This window comes from Leclercia sp. LTM14, assembly GCF_023736175.1.
Classification (GTDB): domain Bacteria; phylum Pseudomonadota; class Gammaproteobacteria; order Enterobacterales; family Enterobacteriaceae; genus Enterobacter; species Enterobacter barmai.
This window is the reverse complement of record NZ_JAIKTT010000001.1, coordinates 262683-279075: the sequence shown is the minus strand read 5'-3', so window position 1 is coordinate 279075 and position 16393 is coordinate 262683. Positions and strand designations below refer to the sequence as shown.

Annotated in this window: 17 protein-coding genes; 7 read left to right on the top strand and 10 right to left on the bottom strand. The window is 58.0% G+C overall.

Going from position 1 to position 16393, the window contains the following annotated elements; genetic code table 11:
* Positions 1-119 precede the first annotated feature (119 nt).
* Entirely contained in the window at positions 120-1298 is a 1179-nt protein-coding gene (purT, locus tag K5I40_RS01325; protein ID WP_223073859.1) for a formate-dependent phosphoribosylglycinamide formyltransferase, read from the bottom strand.
* Between the two features lie 148 nt (positions 1299-1446).
* On the opposite strand from purT, the gene yebF reads away from it, so the two are divergent.
* The 3 genes from yebF to ptrB all read left to right on the top strand — a co-directional run bounded on the left by yebF (position 1447) and on the right by ptrB (position 4704).
* Positions 1447-1794: a protein YebF gene (gene yebF, locus K5I40_RS01320; RefSeq protein ID WP_223073998.1), complete on the top strand. Its 348-nt coding sequence runs from the start codon at positions 1447-1449 to the stop codon at positions 1792-1794.
* Between the two features lie 87 nt (positions 1795-1881).
* Entirely contained in the window at positions 1882-2532 is a 651-nt protein-coding gene (locus K5I40_RS01315; protein WP_039030814.1) for a tellurite resistance TerB family protein, read from the top strand.
* Positions 2533-2622: 90 nt separating this feature from the next.
* Complete coding sequence (gene ptrB / locus K5I40_RS01310; RefSeq protein ID WP_139563075.1) at positions 2623-4704, top strand: oligopeptidase B; 2082 nt, start codon at positions 2623-2625, stop codon at positions 4702-4704.
* Here the strand turns inward: ptrB and exoX are convergent.
* From exoX to K5I40_RS01295, 3 genes are all read right to left on the bottom strand, one after another.
* The gene (exoX, locus tag K5I40_RS01305; RefSeq protein WP_039030812.1) at positions 4686-5348 is read right to left on the bottom strand and encodes an exodeoxyribonuclease X; all 663 of its coding nucleotides are present in this window, start codon (positions 5346-5348) and stop codon (positions 4686-4688) included. The genes ptrB and exoX overlap by 19 nt on opposite strands.
* A 24-nt stretch (positions 5349-5372) precedes the next feature.
* Positions 5373-6029: a nitrilase-related carbon-nitrogen hydrolase gene (locus K5I40_RS01300; protein ID WP_223073860.1), complete on the bottom strand. Its 657-nt coding sequence runs from the start codon at positions 6027-6029 to the stop codon at positions 5373-5375.
* Between the two features lie 107 nt (positions 6030-6136).
* Positions 6137-6367, bottom strand: a complete 231-nt coding sequence (locus K5I40_RS01295) for a DNA polymerase III subunit theta (protein WP_039030810.1) — start codon at positions 6365-6367, stop codon at positions 6137-6139.
* Between the two features lie 136 nt (positions 6368-6503).
* Here K5I40_RS01295 and yobA point away from each other — a divergent pair, with 136 nt between their 5' ends.
* The 3 genes from yobA to K5I40_RS01280 are packed head-to-tail and all read left to right on the top strand — an operon-like array spanning position 6504 to position 8105.
* Positions 6504-6878 (top strand): CopC domain-containing protein YobA, encoded by a 375-nt coding sequence (gene yobA / locus K5I40_RS01290; protein ID WP_223073861.1) that lies wholly within the window; start codon positions 6504-6506, stop codon positions 6876-6878.
* Between the two features lies 1 nt (position 6879).
* The gene (gene copD, locus K5I40_RS01285) at positions 6880-7752 is read left to right on the top strand and encodes a copper homeostasis membrane protein CopD (RefSeq protein ID WP_223073862.1); all 873 of its coding nucleotides are present in this window, start codon (positions 6880-6882) and stop codon (positions 7750-7752) included.
* Positions 7753-7766: 14 nt separating this feature from the next.
* Positions 7767-8105, top strand: coding sequence for a YebY family protein (locus K5I40_RS01280; protein WP_039030807.1), 339 nt, complete (start codon positions 7767-7769; stop codon positions 8103-8105).
* A 400-nt stretch (positions 8106-8505) separates the two neighbouring features.
* Here the strand turns inward: K5I40_RS01280 and K5I40_RS01275 are convergent, their stop codons facing one another.
* The gene (locus K5I40_RS01275; protein ID WP_251929507.1) at positions 8506-9453 is read right to left on the bottom strand and encodes a VirK/YbjX family protein; all 948 of its coding nucleotides are present in this window, start codon (positions 9451-9453) and stop codon (positions 8506-8508) included.
* Between the two features lie 176 nt (positions 9454-9629).
* Between K5I40_RS01275 and pphA the strand changes: the two genes are divergently transcribed.
* Positions 9630-10274 carry a protein-serine/threonine phosphatase gene (gene pphA / locus K5I40_RS01270; RefSeq protein WP_223073863.1) on the top strand — a complete coding sequence of 215 codons (645 nt, stop codon included), beginning with the start codon at positions 9630-9632 and terminating at the stop codon, positions 10272-10274.
* Here the strand turns inward: pphA and K5I40_RS01265 are convergent, their stop codons facing one another.
* The 5 genes from K5I40_RS01265 to yebS all read right to left on the bottom strand — a co-directional run bounded on the left by K5I40_RS01265 (position 10275) and on the right by yebS (position 16318).
* Positions 10275-10466 carry a YebW family protein gene (locus K5I40_RS01265; protein ID WP_039030805.1) on the bottom strand — a complete coding sequence of 64 codons (192 nt, stop codon included), beginning with the start codon at positions 10464-10466 and terminating at the stop codon, positions 10275-10277.
* 104 nt (positions 10467-10570) lie between these two features.
* Complete coding sequence (locus K5I40_RS01260; RefSeq protein WP_039030919.1) at positions 10571-10810, bottom strand: YebV family protein; 240 nt, start codon at positions 10808-10810, stop codon at positions 10571-10573.
* A gap of 103 nt (positions 10811-10913) precedes the next feature.
* Positions 10914-12356: a 16S rRNA (cytosine(1407)-C(5))-methyltransferase RsmF gene (rsmF, locus tag K5I40_RS01255; protein WP_223073864.1), complete on the bottom strand. Its 1443-nt coding sequence runs from the start codon at positions 12354-12356 to the stop codon at positions 10914-10916.
* A gap of 76 nt (positions 12357-12432) precedes the next feature.
* Complete coding sequence (locus K5I40_RS01250; RefSeq protein WP_223073865.1) at positions 12433-15066, bottom strand: PqiB family protein; 2634 nt, start codon at positions 15064-15066, stop codon at positions 12433-12435.
* Positions 15035-16318 carry a membrane integrity lipid transport subunit YebS gene (yebS, locus tag K5I40_RS01245; protein ID WP_039030802.1) on the bottom strand — a complete coding sequence of 428 codons (1284 nt, stop codon included), beginning with the start codon at positions 16316-16318 and terminating at the stop codon, positions 15035-15037. Before yebS ends, K5I40_RS01250 begins: the two co-directional genes overlap by 32 nt.
* Positions 16319-16393: the final 75 nt, after the last annotated feature.

Sequence of the window (16393 nt, the reverse complement as noted above, 5' to 3'; positions counted from 1 at the left end):
GTGCGTGTTTTGCCGGGTGGCGCTGCGCTTACCCGGCCTACAAATCCGCACCTGTAGGCCCGCGCAAGCAAAGCGCCGCCGGGCAACGCCAATAAAAACGGGCCAGGCGGCCCGTTTTTTTATCCTGCAACCTGCACGCTGGCGGCGGCTTTTTTTGCCCGCTCAACGGCGTCTTCTACGCTGTCGGCCGTTGCCAGCGCCACGCCCAGACGACGCGAGCCCTCGATCTCCGGCTTACCGAACAGACGCAGCTGCAGGCCTGCGCCCACTGCGGCATCGACGTTATCAAAGATGACGTTCTGGCTGGTCAGCTGCGGCAGGATCACCGCCGACGCCGCCGGGCCGTACTGACGCACGCCGCCGACCGGCAGGCCGAGGAAAGCACGAACGTGCAGGGCAAACTCAGAGAGATCCTGCGAAATTAAGGTCACCATACCGGTGTCGTGCGGACGCGGAGAGACTTCGCTGAAGATCACCTCGTCACCGCAGACGAACAGCTCCACGCCAAACAGGCCGTGGCCGCCCAGGGCCAGCACCACTTTGCGGGAGATCTCCTCGGCCCGTTCCCGGGCCAGCGGGCTCATCTGCTGCGGCTGCCAGGATTCACGGTAGTCGCCATCTTCCTGGCGATGACCAATAGGATCGCAGAAATGGACGCCATCGACGGCGCTGACGGTCAGGAGGGTGATCTCAAAATCAAACTTCACCACCCCCTCAACGATCACGCGTCCGGCCCCGGCGCGGCCGCCCTGTTGGGCGTAATCCCAGGCTTTATCCAGCTGCTCTGGGCTGCGCACAAAGCTCTGCCCTTTACCGGAGGAGCTCATCACCGGCTTAATGATGCACGGGTAGCCAATTTCGGCGACGGCCTGCAGAAAATCAGCTTTGCTGTCGGCGAAACGGTAGCTTGAGGTGGGCAGAGCCAGTTCTTCCGCCGCCAGACGACGAATACCTTCCCGGTTCATGGTCAGCTTCGCGGCGCGGGCGCAGGGCACCACGCGCTGGCCTTCAGCTTCCAGCGCCAGCAGGGTGTCGGTAGCGATAGCTTCGATTTCCGGCACCACGAAGTGCGGCTGCTCTGTGGCGATCAGGGCGCGCAGGGCATCGCCATCGAGCATATTAATGACGTGTGAGCGGTGAGCAACGTGCATCGCTGGCGCATCGGCATAGCGGTCAACGGCGATCACTTCGACACCCAGACGCTGGCACTCAATGGCCACCTCTTTGCCCAGTTCACCCGAGCCCAGCAGCATCACACGCGTCGCTGCCGGACGCAGCGCAGTTCCTAATCGAGTCATAATAATTCCCCTGAAAAAGTTGCGCGCAGTATAAACGAAAACGTTTGCGTCTGTCTTGTGTTGCGAAAATCCATCAGGCTGACAGGCGGTTATTTGCATCGCGCCATTTTTCGACCATGCTTTTGTTGAACCAAAACAGGAGAGCATGATGAACAAAACAGGGGTAGCGATAGCACTGCTGGCCGCCAGCCTGACGGCCCAGGCTGCAGATGAAAAAACCGTGAAATTCCCGGCCTGCGAAGGTCAGGATGCCGAAGGGATTGCCGCCAGCGTGAAGCGGGATTATCTGCAAAACCGCATTGTGCGCTGGGCTGACGATCAGAAAACGCTGGGCCAGGCCGATCCGGTCGCCTGGATCAATCCTAAGCAGGTGAAAGGGGAGAACGACCATTGGACGCTACCGCTGACGGTGCGCGGCAAAAACACCGATATTCACTATCAGGTTAAGATCGACTGTAAAGCGGGCAGCGCGCAGTATCTGTCGTCGAAGAGATGAATTTTCGCTTCTTTTGCTGACGCAGACATTTCCTGACATCCCCTCGCTTACGCTGAGAAATTCATCCACCGTTTAGTGAGGGTAAACATGTCAAACTGGTTGAATCAACTACAGTCTCTGCTCGGGCAGAAAGGGTCGTCATCGTCCGGTGAAGGCTTAAGTAAAATGCTGACCCCGGGGGCGCTTGGCGGCCTCGCCGGGCTGCTGGTGGCGAATAAATCCTCGCGTAAGTTACTTAGCAAATATGGCACCGGTGCCCTGCTTGCCGGCGGTGGTGCCATTGCCGGTACCGTGCTGTGGAACAAGTACAAAGACAGAATACGCAGCGCGCATCAGGACGAGCCACAGTTTGGACAGCAGGCCTCGCCGCTGGACGTGCGCACCGAAAGGCTGATCCTGGCGCTGGTCTTTGCCGCCAAGAGTGACGGCCATATCGACGACCAGGAGCGGGCCGCCATTGAACAGCAGCTGCGGGAAGCGGGCGTGGAGGAGCAGGGCAGGGCGCTGGTGGCGCGCGCCATCGAACAACCGCTCGATCCTGCGCGTCTGGCTCAGGGGATCCAGAATGAAGAGGAGGCCCTGGAACTCTACTTCCTGAGCTGTGCAGCCATCGATATCGATCACTTTATGGAGCGCAGCTATCTCAATGCGCTGGGCGATGCGCTGAAAATCCCGGCGGACGTGCGGGAAGGGATTGAGCAGGATATTCGCCAGCAAAAACAAGCGCTACCCGGCTAGTTTTTTACCCCTGTCAGCACCGTTTCGCTTGCATCGTGCGCATGTTTTGCCAACCTTATAGGGTGTTAAACGTAAAAGAATCATACCGCCATGCCACCTAAAGCCCAACGCATACCGCACGCTCTCACCGCGCACGGTGACACGCGTATCGACAACTATTACTGGTTGCGGGACGACACCCGCTCGCAGCCGGAGGTGCTGGACTACCTCCACGCGGAAAACGACTATGGCCGCAGGGTCATGGCGACGCAGCAGGCGCTGCAGGATCGCCTGCTTGGTGAAATGGTCGAACGCGTCCCGCAGCGTGACGTCTCAGCCCCCTGGAGTCGAAATGGCTATCGTTACCGGCACGTTTATGAACCCGGTAACGAATACGCCATCTATCAGCGCCAGTCGGTACTCTGCGCCGAGTGGGAGGACTGGGAGACGCTGCTGGATGCGAACCAGCGCGCGGCGCACAGCGAGTTTTATACCCTGGGCGGAATGGCGGTATCGCCGGATAACGCCACTATGGCACTGGCCGAAGATTACCTCTCCCGACGGCAGTATGGCCTGCGTTTTCGCAATCTCGAGACCGGGAACTGGTTCCCTGAGATGCTTGATAACGTCTCACCCGACTTTATCTGGGCCAACGATTCAGAAACGATCTACTACATCAAAAAGCACGCCACCACCCTGCACCCTTATCAGGTCTGGCGGCACACGGTGGGCACGCCGTCGAAAAGCGACGAACTGGTGTATGAGGAGAAAGACGAAACCTTTTACGTCAGCCTGCATAAGACTACCTCAAAGCACTATGTGATTATCTTCCTTGCCAGCGCCACCACCACGGAAGTGCTGCTGCTGGATGCCGAACTGCCGGACGCCCAGCCGCTGTGCTTTATGCCGCGGCGCAAGGATCACGAGTACAGTCTCGATCACTTCCAGCACACCTTCTATCTGCGCTCCAACCGGGAAGGCAAAAACTTTGGCCTCTACAAGACCAAGGTCCGCGATGAACGCAAATGGGAAGTGCTGATCCCGCCCAGGGATCAGGTGATGCTCGAAGGGTTCACCCTGTTTACCGACTGGCTGGTGGTGGAAGAGCGCCAGCGCGGACTCACCAGCCTGCGGCAGATCAACCGCAAAACCCGGGAAGTGATTGGTATCGCCTTCGACGATCCCGCCTACGTCACCTGGATTGGCTACAACCCCGAGCCGGAAACCTCACGTCTGCGCTACGGCTACTCCTCCATGACCACGCCTGACACCCTGTTTGAGCTGGATATGGACACCGGACAGCGCCGGGTGCTGAAGCAGGCCGAGGTGAAAGGGTTTGACGCCGAACTTTATCGCAGCGAGCACGTGTGGATTGTCGCCCGCGACGGCACCGAAGTTCCGGTCTCGCTGGTCTACCACAAGCACCATTTCCGCAAGGGCAAAAACCCTATCCTGATCTACGGCTATGGCTCCTACGGCTCCAGCATCGACGCGGATTTCAGCGGTAGCCGCTTAAGCCTGCTCGACCGGGGATTTGTCTTCGCTATCGCCCATATCCGGGGCGGCGGCGAGCTGGGTCAAAAATGGTACGAAGACGGCAAATTCCTGAAAAAGAAAAACACCTTCAATGACTACCTCGACGTCTGCGAGGGGCTGCTGGGGCTGGGCTATGGCGATCGTAAACAGTGCTTTGCGATGGGTGGCAGCGCGGGCGGGATGCTGATGGGCACCGTGATTAACGAACGCCCGGGGCTGTTTAAAGGAGTGATCGCCCAGGTGCCGTTTGTGGATGTCCTGACCACCATGCTGGACGAGTCCATCCCTCTGACCATCGGCGAATACGAAGAGTGGGGCAATCCGCAGGATGAGACCTACTATCGCTACATGAAAGACTACAGTCCCTACGACAACGTCGGGGCGAAGGCCTATCCGCACATGCTGGTCACCACCGGTTTGCATGACTCCCAGGTGCAGTACTGGGAGCCGGCGAAGTGGGTGGCGAAGCTGCGCGAAATGAAAACCGACGATAATTTACTGCTGCTCTGCACCGACATGGACGCCGGGCATGGCGGGAAGTCCGGACGCTTCAAATCCTATGAAGGGGTAGCCCTGGAGTACGCGTTTCTGGTGGGCCTGGCTCAGGAGACGTTAACCAGCCAGGCAGCAGAGGTCGATCAGGATCCACCCAGGTAGTGCTTCAGCGTCAGACGCAGCTCCGGGCTCATCCGCTCGAGGTTGTTATACAGCCAGCGGAGATAGCCCGGATCCTTGTCCGCGATTTCCGCCACCGCTTTGCCGCGATATTTCCCGAAGGTAAAGGTGGTCAGCAGCGCCGGGCGTCCGGTGATGTCGGCCATCTCGTCCGGGGTCCAGCCGGTGGTGTTCATGATGTCGATGAGCAACGCGGCGGTGATATAGCAGTCGTACAGGGCCCGGTGGTGGTGCAGCCCTTCCGGCGTTCTTACGCTGAGCTTGCGCGACTTGTAGAGCGCCATATTGCTGTATTTGATCCCCGGCCATAAGCGCCGCGCCAGCTTCATGGTGCAGATCCACTCCCCGGGCATTTCGGGCAGCACGCGGCGATCGAAGCTGGCGTTATGCGCCACATACCATGGGCTGCCGTGGTAGTGCGGGATCACCTCTTCAATCCAGGGTTTGTCGGCGACCATCGCCTCGGTGATGCGGTGGATAGCCATCGCCTGCGGGCTGATAGGGCGATCCGGACGGACCAGATGGCTGCGTGGATTGACGATCTGCCCGTTCACAACGTCGACAGAGGCGACTTCCACAATGCCCCCCTGCAGGTCACAGGTTTCGGTGTCGATGACACGTAGCATGGCTCTCTCCTGGCCGTAAAAGGTTTAGCGTAATGGAATGATCTCACCTTGCCAACCCTGCTCAACAAAGCGCCCGGTCAATAACAGCTCGCCACGATCGGCGCGGACGATTAATTGCCCTTTAGCATCCCACAGGGCGCTTCCGCCGTCGCGGTTCGCCATCAGAACAGCGATAGCATAGCGATGGGCAAAACGCTGCAACTGCGAAAACGTGGCAGACCAGCCGGTTTCACTCACCGCCATGCCCCGGGTGAACAGGGCGGCATCAGGGGCAATATTGGGTTGATCGGGCTGAGAATCAACGATACTCAGGCCGCCGAGCCTGCTCTCCAGACAGGCACCGGCACCATGGGGGTAAAACGTGGCCCGGGGCTGGTTCGGGGTAAACCAGGCCAGTCCGGGCTGGCGCTGGCCTCTGACTTCCACGGTGATCCCGGCAATCACCGAGACGTTATGGGCATGGGCGGCATCAATAAGAGGCGTCAGCTGCTGAGCGTCAGGCGGTGCAGGAAGCTGGCCATCGGGCAGGGCCGGGCCGGTTAATGACAGCTCCGGAAAGAGCACTAAATTGCACTGCAGGCGAGCGGCGGCGGTTATAAAACGCAGATGGTGCGTGATGTGGTCATCAACGCAATGATGATTTGGACGGTACTGTGCGGCAGCAATATTCCAGTGGGACATCGTGATTTCCTTATACACGGAGTCGCAGAGATTCATAAAGCCCCTGAATGTATCAGGGGTTTTCATCCTGGCATAAACAGTGTAAGGAACTGTAACCGCGGGTAAGTTTACTTAACTTTCGGCTCCCACGGCAGGCGCGAAAGGTTGACGGAGGTTAATCGGTGAGCAATGAGCCGCTCGCGAAACCAGTCGCGCAGATGCGAGGGCTGCTCGCGCTCTACCACTTCGGCGATCACCGGCATGTTGTAGCGCTCTTTGAATGCCACACCTGCGGCGGCCAAATCGACATTCACTTTGTCCATCTCCTCCTGGGGGAGGGTGGCGAGATTAATATGCATAACCGTCTCCTTCATTTGCGGGCCAACGTTACCCAAACGGCGGGGCGTTGACAAGTCCGGACGGGATGATCCTCGACTGGATCATTATACAGAGTTATCCTCTGACAATCAGGCATAACAAAAAGGAATATATGCGATGGCACTCCGCCTTTCCCGTACGTTCAGCACTCTTACATTGCTGCTGACCTCTCTCGCGACCCCGACTGTCTTTGCTCATGCCCATCTGCAGCACCAGTATCCCGCTGCCGATGCCGCCGTTGATGCAGCACCCCAGGCGCTGACCCTCAACTTCTCCGAGGGGATCGAACCCCGGTTCAGCGGCGTGAGCGTCACGGATGAAAAACAGCAACCCGTCGCGCTCGGGGCGGTAAAACGCAACGAGAAGGATCCGACCCAGATGATTGTGCCGATGGCCGCTCCGCTGACGGCTGGGAACTATACGGTGAAGTGGCACGTGGTCTCCGTGGATGGTCACAAGACCGAGGGCAGCTACCGTTTTAGCGTGAAATAAGATGCTGGCGTTCTGCTACGTCGCGCTGCGCTTCGCCCATTTTGCCGCTCTGATGGTGCTGTTTGGCAATGCCCTGTACGGCGCATGGCTGGCGCCTGTTTCGCTGCGGCGTGTCATGGCGCGTCGTTTTCGCGAACAGCAAAAAAAGGTCGCGCTCGCCAGCCTGCTCGCCGCGATGCTGCTGCTGGCGCTACAGGGCGGAATGATGGGCAACGGCTGGCCGGATGTGATTAACCCGTCCATCTGGCAAGCGGTGCTCACGACACAGTTTGGCCAGATCTGGTTATGGCAGATGATCCTGGCCCTGATCACCCTCTGGATCGCCTGGCTGCAGCCGCGAAAAGCCGTGTCGCTGATTTTGCTGTTCACCGCCGCGCAGTTTTTCCTGCTGGCAGGAACCGGACATGCGGCGTTGCATGATGGCGTGACGGGCCTGTTCCAGCGCAGCAATCAGGGTCTGCATCTTTTATGTGCCGCAGGCTGGCTGGGCGGCCTGTTGCCGCTGCTCTTTTGCCTGCGCCTGTCCCGCGGACACTGGCAGCGCGCCGCCGTATACACCATGATGCGTTTTTCTCGCTACGGCCATCTGGCGGTGGTGGGCGTGGTGCTCACCGGGGTGATGAATACGCTGCTGATCCAGGGCTGGGCGCTGCCGTGGCACTCCGCCTGGGGACGTATGCTGTTGTTGAAATGTGCGCTGGTGGCAATGATGGTGGTAATTGCCCTGGTGAATCGGTATGTTCTGGTGCCGCGGTTTCGTTCTGACGACGGACGTGCGCAACGGTATTTTATCAGGATGACGCAGACTGAGGTTGTGCTGGGGGCGCTGGTTCTGGCGGCAGTCAGCCTGTTCGCGACCTGGGAACCCTTCTGACGAGGTGGAACACAATGAAAAAAACAGTACTTTCTTTATTATTGCTGGCCTGCTCCGGCACGGCGCTGGCAGCACCGCAGGTGATTACCGTCAGCCGGTTTGAAGTGGGCAAAGACAAATGGGCGTTCAATCGTGAAGAGGTGATGCTGACCTGCCGTCCGGGCCATGCCCTGTATGCCATTAATCCCAGCACCCTGGTGCAGTATCCCCTGAACGACGTGGCGCAGCAGCAGGTCGACAGCGGTAAGAGCAACGGCCAGCCGATCGCGATTATCCAGATTGATGACCCGGCAAACCCGGGGCAGAAGATGAGCCTGGCGCCGTTTATCGAGCGCGCGAATACGCTCTGCTAGCATCCCGCTTCCAATAAAAAAAACCGCAGGCTTCTCTTCGGAAGCATTGCGGTTTTTGTGTTTAAGGACAGGCTAACGCTTTTTTTCAGGCCACTTTTGATGCGGACTGGAAAACCTGGCGTCGTCATCTATTCTTAAAGTGCAAGGCGACTTAGCCTGCATTAATGCCAACTTTTAGCGCACGGCTCTCTCCCAAGAGCCATTTCCCTGGACCGAATACAGGAATCGTATTCGGTCTCTTTTTATCTGTTGAAAGTCAACGCCTTTTCCTTTTGCGGGCTTTAACAGTTGGGCAACATTCTCTGTTCTTCGCTAAACCATACCACACTACGCCCGGCGGAAGTCCAGCGCTTTTTAGCGGTTGTGTTAAATTTTTGCCTGTCAGGGGTGAAAGCAGGTATTAGCGGCTAAACCGCTGGCTGAGGGCCAGTTCAATCTCATCAAGCAGTTGAAAACGGCGGCGGTATTCGGCGCGTTTTTTACTGGCAATGCTCTCCAGTGATTTACGCTCCATACCGGCTGGCAAGGTCCAGCGGAAAGCTCCGCACGGTGTTGCGCTCAGCGATTGCCAGAATTCGTCGTAGCTGGCGTGAAGATGACGCCCTTTACTGAAGCGATAGCGCAGGGCACGCAAAACGTGGCCTTCATCGCTGACGCCGTAAATAGCGCTGATGCCTGACTGTTTCGCCAGATTGAAGATCGCTTCCAACAGAATACGTTTAGGGAACAGGCCATAGCAGGCGCGGGTGGCATTCTTGATCGTCTCCCGGCCGACGTCCCGGCGCGGTCCCTGCAGGCCGCCAATCACCAGCGCGCTTTGCCCGTTATCGCGGGTAACGCTGAAGGTCAGGCTCGCCAGCAGGGTATTATCCCCGGCGCGTAGCCAGAGCGTGGTTTCCCCCTCGCGTTCAGCCTTAACCGCGCTGGTGGCGTAGATCGTGTAACTGGCGTCGTTTTTGGTGGAGAACTGCAGCAGCGCAAGCGGCGTCGGGCTGGTAAAGATGCGGGCCAGGCTGGCATCCGGCAGCGCATCAACCCAGGCGTAATGATGGAGAATGGCGTCGGCACGCTCACCTGCGCTTAACCCACGGGTCAGATATTGACGCTGGGTTTTCACCGGCAGGGTGCTCTGTGCTTTCAGTAACAGGGGAAAATCGTCGCGACGGGAGAGCGTCTCCAGCATACGGGTCGTGGAGGACCAGAACAGCAATGTGCGCAGGAAGAATTTCAGCCGGTAGTCGCGTTTATGCCACAGCGGACCCGGCATTAGCTCACCCTTCGCCAGGGCGATGATCACAGAAGAACGGTGCGCTGATGGCACCTCAACAGGCAGGATGGTATTTGACACGATGAAGACCTCTTTATAATTCTGCAATTATCTTAAAGGCCATCGGATATTGATTTAAGAGTTGCTAAACCTTTATTTCCGCTTTGTTTAATAACGATTGAGGTTATTTCGAACGGCGGTTTCACACATATTATTGCCGTACTCCGCAAGGACTATACTGATCCTGAGGAGGCGCTATGTATCTCAAACTTGATGGTCACAACTGGCGGCACGTCTGGGTGGTAAGCGATCTTCACGGCTGCTATCAGATGCTTATGGAGGCGCTAAAGCGCCGGCATCTTAATCCGTATGAGGATTTACTTATTTGCGTCGGCGATTTAATCGATCGCGGCCCGGATAGCGTGAAATGCCTGCAGTTATTAAATGAAGCGTGGTTTTATGCCGTGCGCGGTAATCATGAGCAGATGGCGCTGGACGCCCTGCATAATAATCAGTTTGGCCTGTGGATGATGAATGGCGGCAACTGGTTCGCTGAATTAAAAGGTGAGCAACAGCAGCAGGCTATCGATCTGTTCCGCCGCTGTGAAACGCTGCCGTGGATTATAGAAATTAACTGCGCCAACGGGGTGAATGTCATGGCCCATGCAGACTACCCGTCATCGCACTATGTGTGGGATAAGCCGGTAGAGAAGCAGCGCATTCTGTGGAACCGGGATCGCCTGCAGGATTTAATGAACGGCAGCGAGGAGGGGATTGGCGGGGCAGATCACTTCTGGTTCGGCCATACGCCGCTCAGAAAACGCTATGACTGCCAGAACCTGCACTACATCGATACCGGGGCGGTGTTTGGCGGCAGCCTGACGCTGGCGCAGCTGCAGTGATTACAGGTCAGAATACTCCTGCGCCGGGCGCCAGAAGCCGTCGATAAAATCTTCTACCGGATAACAGCCGCCGTGGCGGATACGCTGGTCGTCCATCGATGCCTCGCACTGGGGTTCGGTGCGATACACGTCCACCACCAGATCTTCACAGCCTGCGTCCAGATAACAGATAAACAATACCAGTGCGTACATCATGCCCCTCAGCATTTACTACCGTATTGATATTGTAGGGGATGATTCAGGGAAGGGGAGAAATTGGGAATAAATAACCCGCCTGCGGGCGGGTTCTCTCTGAATCAGGCAAGGCGCATGATCCAGGCATCGGAACCTTGGTCGTAATGCTTACGGTACAGGACTGAGTGTTCTCCATCGAGAATGGCGGGGACGCTGGTATCTGCATCCCAGGCGTCGAGTTGCATGCACAGGTCGGGGTCGGATTTACAAGGGATAGTTAACGTTCGCTCGCCCTGCGTATCGCCGTTTAACTCGGCATCATCGATTTCGAATGCGCCAATGCGCACATTGGTTTTCGTCATAATGCTCTCCAGGATCATGCTGTGGTCTGGTACGACCAGTATAGTCGCCCACTTTTCAGCCTGGTCAATGGAGAGCAAAAGCGCCAGTAAAAAAGTGCTATTTTTAGCTATCTTCGCCGTTACCGGTAAACAAGCGGCCATCGCGAACCAGCTCGCGCGGGTAGCTGTTCTTCAGCCGCGAGCCCACTTTTTTCGCCAGCCCTACCGGAAAGCCCTGATACGTCAGGACCGCATCATCCCCGGTTGGGGTTGCCTCTGGCCACACATCGCGTCCGCGATACCACTCTTCCGCTTCTGCCTGGGTTAAGGCAAAGGTGTTGTGCTCGCCCGCCAGGGCGATCACCGCTTCATGCTGCCAGCGGTAACCTTTGTTGTGCGTCTCCGCCAGGCGGATGCCGAGACGAGAAAAACGCACTTTGCCTATCAGCGGCTCAATCTCCGTCGGGAATAACCACACCTCTTTATCACGCTGCCACAGGCGCAGGTTGTCGTCCCAGCGCAGGCCCACCTGATGTGCGGCGGTGGCGATCTGCTGGGCTTCACGGGTTTTAAGCGGCGTGAACGGGAAGTTGCCAACCTTGAATTTTGGCACGGGCAGCGGCGCTATGGCGGCGGTTTTACGCAGGCGTGCCACGAAGAAGCCTTCGCAGTCGTAGATGTGCGGGAAGACGTGCAGGAACCCTTCGGGAGTGACGCAGTCAGCGGCGCTGGTAAACAGGTCGTTCAGCGGCAGGAATTCAACGGCATCGGGATACTGCTCTTTCAGCCACAGGCAGACGGCTTCGTTTTCGTCGCGGTTCAGGGTGCAGGTGGAGTAGACCAGCGTCCCGCCGGGGCGCAGGGCGTGGAAGGCGCTGTCGATAAGCTCGCGCTGGGTGGCGGCGATCTCCAGATTGCTGGCGACGGACCAGTTCTTCAGCGCATCAGGATCTTTGCGCACCACTCCTTCGCCGGAGCAGGGGGCGTCCAGCAGGATCGCATCGAAGGCTTCCGGCAGGGCCGCGCCAAACACGCGGCCATCAAAATGGGTTAAGGCCACGTTGCTGATCCCGCAGCGGCTGATATTCGCGTGTAGCACCTTGACGCGGCTGGCAGAAAACTCGTTGGCGAGGATCGCGCCCTGATTGTTCATCCGTGTGGCGATCTGGGTGGTTTTGGAGCCGGGCGCGGCCGCCACGTCCATCACCCGGGCGGGGGTATTACCATCGGCAAACAGCGCCGCAACCGGCAGCATGGAGCTGGCTTCCTGAATGTAGAACAGCCCGCTCAGGTGTTCTGCTGTGCTGCCCAGCGGTAACGCCTCTTCGTCGTCACGCTCGATCCAGAATCCCTCTTCACACCAGGGCACCGGCGTGAGCTGCCAGTTGTAGGGGGCGACAAGCGAGAGGAAATCCGCCACGCTGATTTTCAGGGTGTTGACGCGCAGGCTGCGGCGCAGCGGACGCTGGCAGGCGGCGATAAACGCATCGAGAGAGAGAGGATCAGGCAGGGCCTGGCGCATTTGAGCCAGAAATTCTTCTGGCAGATAGACGGAACGTTGAGACACGAGCGCACCACAGGGAGTCAAAGAGGCGCGCAGTGTACCACAAACGCTCCGGTGGGTTGACACCGGAGCGTAAGGGTTAGCGTGGCAGGGCGGTTCCCCAGTTGCGCCACTCTTTCGGCTCACTCTCCTGCAGCAGGAAGTGCTTGCCGGGCTGGGATTTCGGCGCCAGCGGGGTACCCGGCGGCGTCGCGAAGGCAATACCGCCGCGGATAAACTGATTAAAGGTCCCGGTTTTCACCACGCCGCCGGTCAGACCAAAGTCCAGGGAATAACCGGACGCCAGCCAGAACACCGAGTTGTTACGCACCAGATGCTGATAGCGATCGCTGATACGCAGGGCCACCATCACCCTGTCGGAGAGCGTTCCCAGCGTCAGCCCGGTCACTGTACCCACTTCCATACCGCGGAACAGCACCGGCGTACCGATGGCGAGCGACGCCGCATCCGGCACCTCCACCACGATGCTCAGGCCATCGAGATAGCGTGAATCGGTGATGGTCGCTTCCTGCAGTTCGAAGTCGCGACGCGCCTTGCCCTGGCCGGGTTCGACGTTGATATAAGGCTGGAGAATGGTATCGAGATGCTCAACGCCTGCCGCGGAAATCTGCGGGGTGATCACCGAGAAACGCGTCCCGGCGCGGGCGAAGTTATCGACATATTCCGGATACAGCACCGCCGTGGCCTGCACTTCGTTGCGGGCGGTGATCAGCTTCAGATTCTGGATCTGCCCGATATCAATTCCCAGATAGCGTATCGGCATCCCTTCGGCGAGCTTGCCCGCATCAAAAGCATGCAGGGTGATCTGGCCGCCCACCGCACGGGCTGCGGTTTCGGAAGGGTAGAGGATCCGTTTGTCGCCTTTACGCTGGCTGGCGCTCGCCCCGCTCAGGTTGTCAAAGCTGATGGCCCCGCGCAGGGCGCGGGAGAGCGGAGAGGCCTGTACCGTCAGGCCGCTGCCGTTAAGCTGCACTTTGGCCCCGCCTTCAGCCCAGAACACGCTGTTGCTGGTAAGCAGCTTGCGGTATTCCGGCTTGATATGCAGTTCGATATCAAAGGCATTGGCGCGCGGGCGAACCAGGATCACTTCACCCACCTCGAATTTGCGATACAGCACCACCGAACCTGCCTGCACGTCCGGCAGGGTGTCGGCCACCAGCGTGAGGGTGGTGGTCGGCAGATCGCTCAGGCTGTTTTCCAGAGCTTTATCGAGGTTGGCATACAGCGGATAGCTGTCGCGCATGGCGCCTTTGTCACCCGGCAGGATACGGATCCCGCCGCTGATCCACTCGCTGGCGCTGGCCGCCAGGAACTCGACGCCGTCGAGCCCGACTTTAACATCCACCCGGCTGTTGACCACGAATTTGCTGTCGCCATGCACCAGCTCGCGGTACTGCGGATCGATCGCCACCTCAAAACTAACGCCTTTGCTGTTTAAGGTGCGTTCAAGCACCTGGCCAATCTGCACGCCGTGCAGGATCAGCGGCTGACCGGCATCGATACCGTAGCTTTCCGGTGCGTTGAGTTTGACGGTGATGACGCCCGGTTTTTGCAGCAGCGCCTTATCGGCCGGGGCGATCACAAACTGATTTATTGGTTCGCCGCCGCCGGGGATCAGTTCAAAAGTGCTGCCGGTCAGCAGGCTACTGACGCTGGGGTTGCTCAGCGACAGTTTTGGCGAACGCAATTCGATGCGCGTGTTTTTGCGCAGCAGATCGACCACGCTCGGGTCAACGGTCATCTCACCGGTGACCAGGCCGCCAGCGTTAAGGGTCATTTTGGTGAGCTGCCCAACCTGTAACCCCTGATACATCAGCGGGGTGGAGTCTTCCTTCAGACCATCCGCAGAGGGGAGGGTGAGCTTCACAATCACGCCGCGCTGGCTGTGGGCCAGATCTTTATACAGGCCAAAATCATCTTCCTGGGTGGCGGGCTCAGAACCTTCCGGTGAATCGAAGGCGATAGCCCCGTTCACCAGCGCCGCCAGGCTCTCCAGCTTCACTTTGGCACCGCTCAGGCTCAGGTCGGCATCCACGCCGGACACATTCCAGAAGCGGCTGCCTTTTTTCACCAGCGAGGTAAAGCGTCTTTCGATCAGCACGTCGATGACCACTCCCTGCTTGTTAGGGGTGATGGCGTAGTCATAAACCCGACCGACGGGGATCTTACGGAAATAGACCACCGAACCGCTGTTCAACGAGCCCAGATCCTGTGCGTGCAGATGGATCATCAGATCGCCATTGTTGAGCCGGTATTTCGGCTGCGTATCCAGGGCGGTGAAGTGATCCTTTGGTTCACCTTTACCTGGCATCATGCCGATGTAGTTACCCCCGACCAGCGCATCCAGACCGGAAACACCCGCCAGCGAAGCTTTGGGCGTAACCAGCCAGAACTGCGTCTCATCGCGCAGGGCATCTTTCATATCGGATTTGATGCTAACGCGAACCTCGATTTTATTGAGGTTCTTATCCAGCGAGATATCCTGGACGGTCCCTACTTCAACCCCCTGAAAACGCACCGGCGTACGGCCTGCCACAATGCCGTCGGCGCTCTGGAAATCGATAGTAACGGTATTGCCGCGATCCTCGTAGCTGGTCCAGATTAACCAACCGGCGATCATCAGAGCGATAACCGGCAGTAACCAGAATGGCGAAATACGACGTTTTGTTTTAACTCGCGCTTCAGTCGGCGAAGCTGGCGTTTCCTGACTCATGTGCATCCCAAAGTAAGCGGCTATCCAGCCATTCCACTGAAAGAATAGTCAAAATCACCGCAGTGCCGAAATAGAACGCTGCGGGTCCCATAGTAAAAGCAAGGAGCTGATCGCGATTGATCAGCGACATCATCAACGAAATAACAAACAGATCCAGCATTGACCAGCGGCCAATCCAGGTAACGAAACGCAACAGCAGTATGCGGGTTCTCAGCCCTTGTTCACATTTAAAATGAATGCTGACGAGCAGGGTAAACATCACCACCACTTTGGTAAAGGGCACCAGAATACTGGCGATAAACACCACCGCCGCTACGGCGATATTGCTGTGCGCCAGCGAGACGATGCCCGACATAATGGTATCCTCCTGCCGTCCACCGTTGACGTAAATCACCGAGATAGGCAGCAGGTTGGCCGGAATAAGAAACACCAGCGAGGCGATCAGCGCCGCCCAGCATTTTTGCAGACTGTTGTGCCGCCGTACGCGCAGGGGGATATGGCAGCGCGGACAGCGACCGCGCGCGTCGGGCAGGCCGGTATAGTGACAGCCAAGACAGACGCGCAGTTCAGGGTTGTAACGGGTGGCGGGGCGCTGGGGGTAAAAGCGTTCCCAGAGCTGCTCCACGTTCAGATGAATAAGCGTCAGCACGCTCAGGATCACCAGCGCAATAAACGCAAACAGACCGCCGCCCGGCTGCAGGTAAGCGTAGTCCTGCACTTTGATGGAGGCGACAACAATCCCCACCAGGTAGATATCCAGCATCACCCACTCCTTGAGCTTCTCGAGCATCAGGAGTACCGGGCGCAGGTTCATTCCCAGGATATTGCCGAGCCACAGGTAGGCGATAGCCGCCACCAGCACCACCGGCGCGCCGACGGTACAGAACAGAACCATCGACGCTGTGAGGGGATCGCCCTGGCGGGTCATCTGCCAGATCCCCTGTAACAGGTTGGCATCAATGCGCACGCCCAGCAGGTGCAGGCGCAGCAGCGGCTCGCTCCAGGCGAAGGGCATCAGCAGCATCATAGTGACCGCCATCGCCGCCAGCCGGGTCAGTGACCAGTCACGGCCGTCGCGAATTTTTGCGTTGCAGCGCGGGCAGAAAGCACTTTGGTATGATTTCATCTTTGGCAACGTAAAAAGCGTATCGCATTGCGGGCAACGCTGATAATGTGCACGAGGCAGCGCATCGCCGACCGTATGCACGGTGATTTTTTTCGTCGGCGTTATTTTCGGTGATTTAAGAGCCATCGGTCGCGCTAAAAAAGGATAGTTAATAGTTATCTTAACTCATGAATGGATTCATCTTGAGCATGAACGTAAATA

Excerpts from the sequence above, each read along its gene's own strand:
- purT (WP_223073859.1), bottom strand. The coding sequence starts at position 1,298 with ATGACTCGATTAGGAACTGCGCTGCGTCCGGCAGCGACGCGTGTGATG.
- yebF (WP_223073998.1), top strand. The coding sequence starts at position 1,447 with ATGAACAAAACAGGGGTAGCGATAGCACTGCTGGCCGCCAGCCTGACG.
- K5I40_RS01315 (WP_039030814.1), top strand. The coding sequence starts at position 1,882 with ATGTCAAACTGGTTGAATCAACTACAGTCTCTGCTCGGGCAGAAAGGG.
- ptrB (WP_139563075.1), top strand. The coding sequence starts at position 2,623 with ATGCCACCTAAAGCCCAACGCATACCGCACGCTCTCACCGCGCACGGT.
- exoX (WP_039030812.1), bottom strand. The coding sequence starts at position 5,348 with ATGCTACGTGTCATCGACACCGAAACCTGTGACCTGCAGGGGGGCATT.
- K5I40_RS01300 (WP_223073860.1), bottom strand. The coding sequence starts at position 6,029 with ATGTCCCACTGGAATATTGCTGCCGCACAGTACCGTCCAAATCATCAT.
- K5I40_RS01295 (WP_039030810.1), bottom strand. The coding sequence starts at position 6,367 with ATGCATATTAATCTCGCCACCCTCCCCCAGGAGGAGATGGACAAAGTG.
- yobA (WP_223073861.1), top strand. The coding sequence starts at position 6,504 with ATGGCACTCCGCCTTTCCCGTACGTTCAGCACTCTTACATTGCTGCTG.
- copD (WP_223073862.1), top strand. The coding sequence starts at position 6,880 with ATGCTGGCGTTCTGCTACGTCGCGCTGCGCTTCGCCCATTTTGCCGCT.
- K5I40_RS01280 (WP_039030807.1), top strand. The coding sequence starts at position 7,767 with ATGAAAAAAACAGTACTTTCTTTATTATTGCTGGCCTGCTCCGGCACG.
- pphA (WP_223073863.1), top strand. The coding sequence starts at position 9,630 with ATGTATCTCAAACTTGATGGTCACAACTGGCGGCACGTCTGGGTGGTA.
- K5I40_RS01265 (WP_039030805.1), bottom strand. The coding sequence starts at position 10,466 with ATGTACGCACTGGTATTGTTTATCTGTTATCTGGACGCAGGCTGTGAA.
- K5I40_RS01260 (WP_039030919.1), bottom strand. The coding sequence starts at position 10,810 with ATGACGAAAACCAATGTGCGCATTGGCGCATTCGAAATCGATGATGCC.
- K5I40_RS01250 (WP_223073865.1), bottom strand. The coding sequence starts at position 15,066 with ATGAGTCAGGAAACGCCAGCTTCGCCGACTGAAGCGCGAGTTAAAACA.
- yebS (WP_039030802.1), bottom strand. The coding sequence starts at position 16,318 with ATGGCTCTTAAATCACCGAAAATAACGCCGACGAAAAAAATCACCGTG.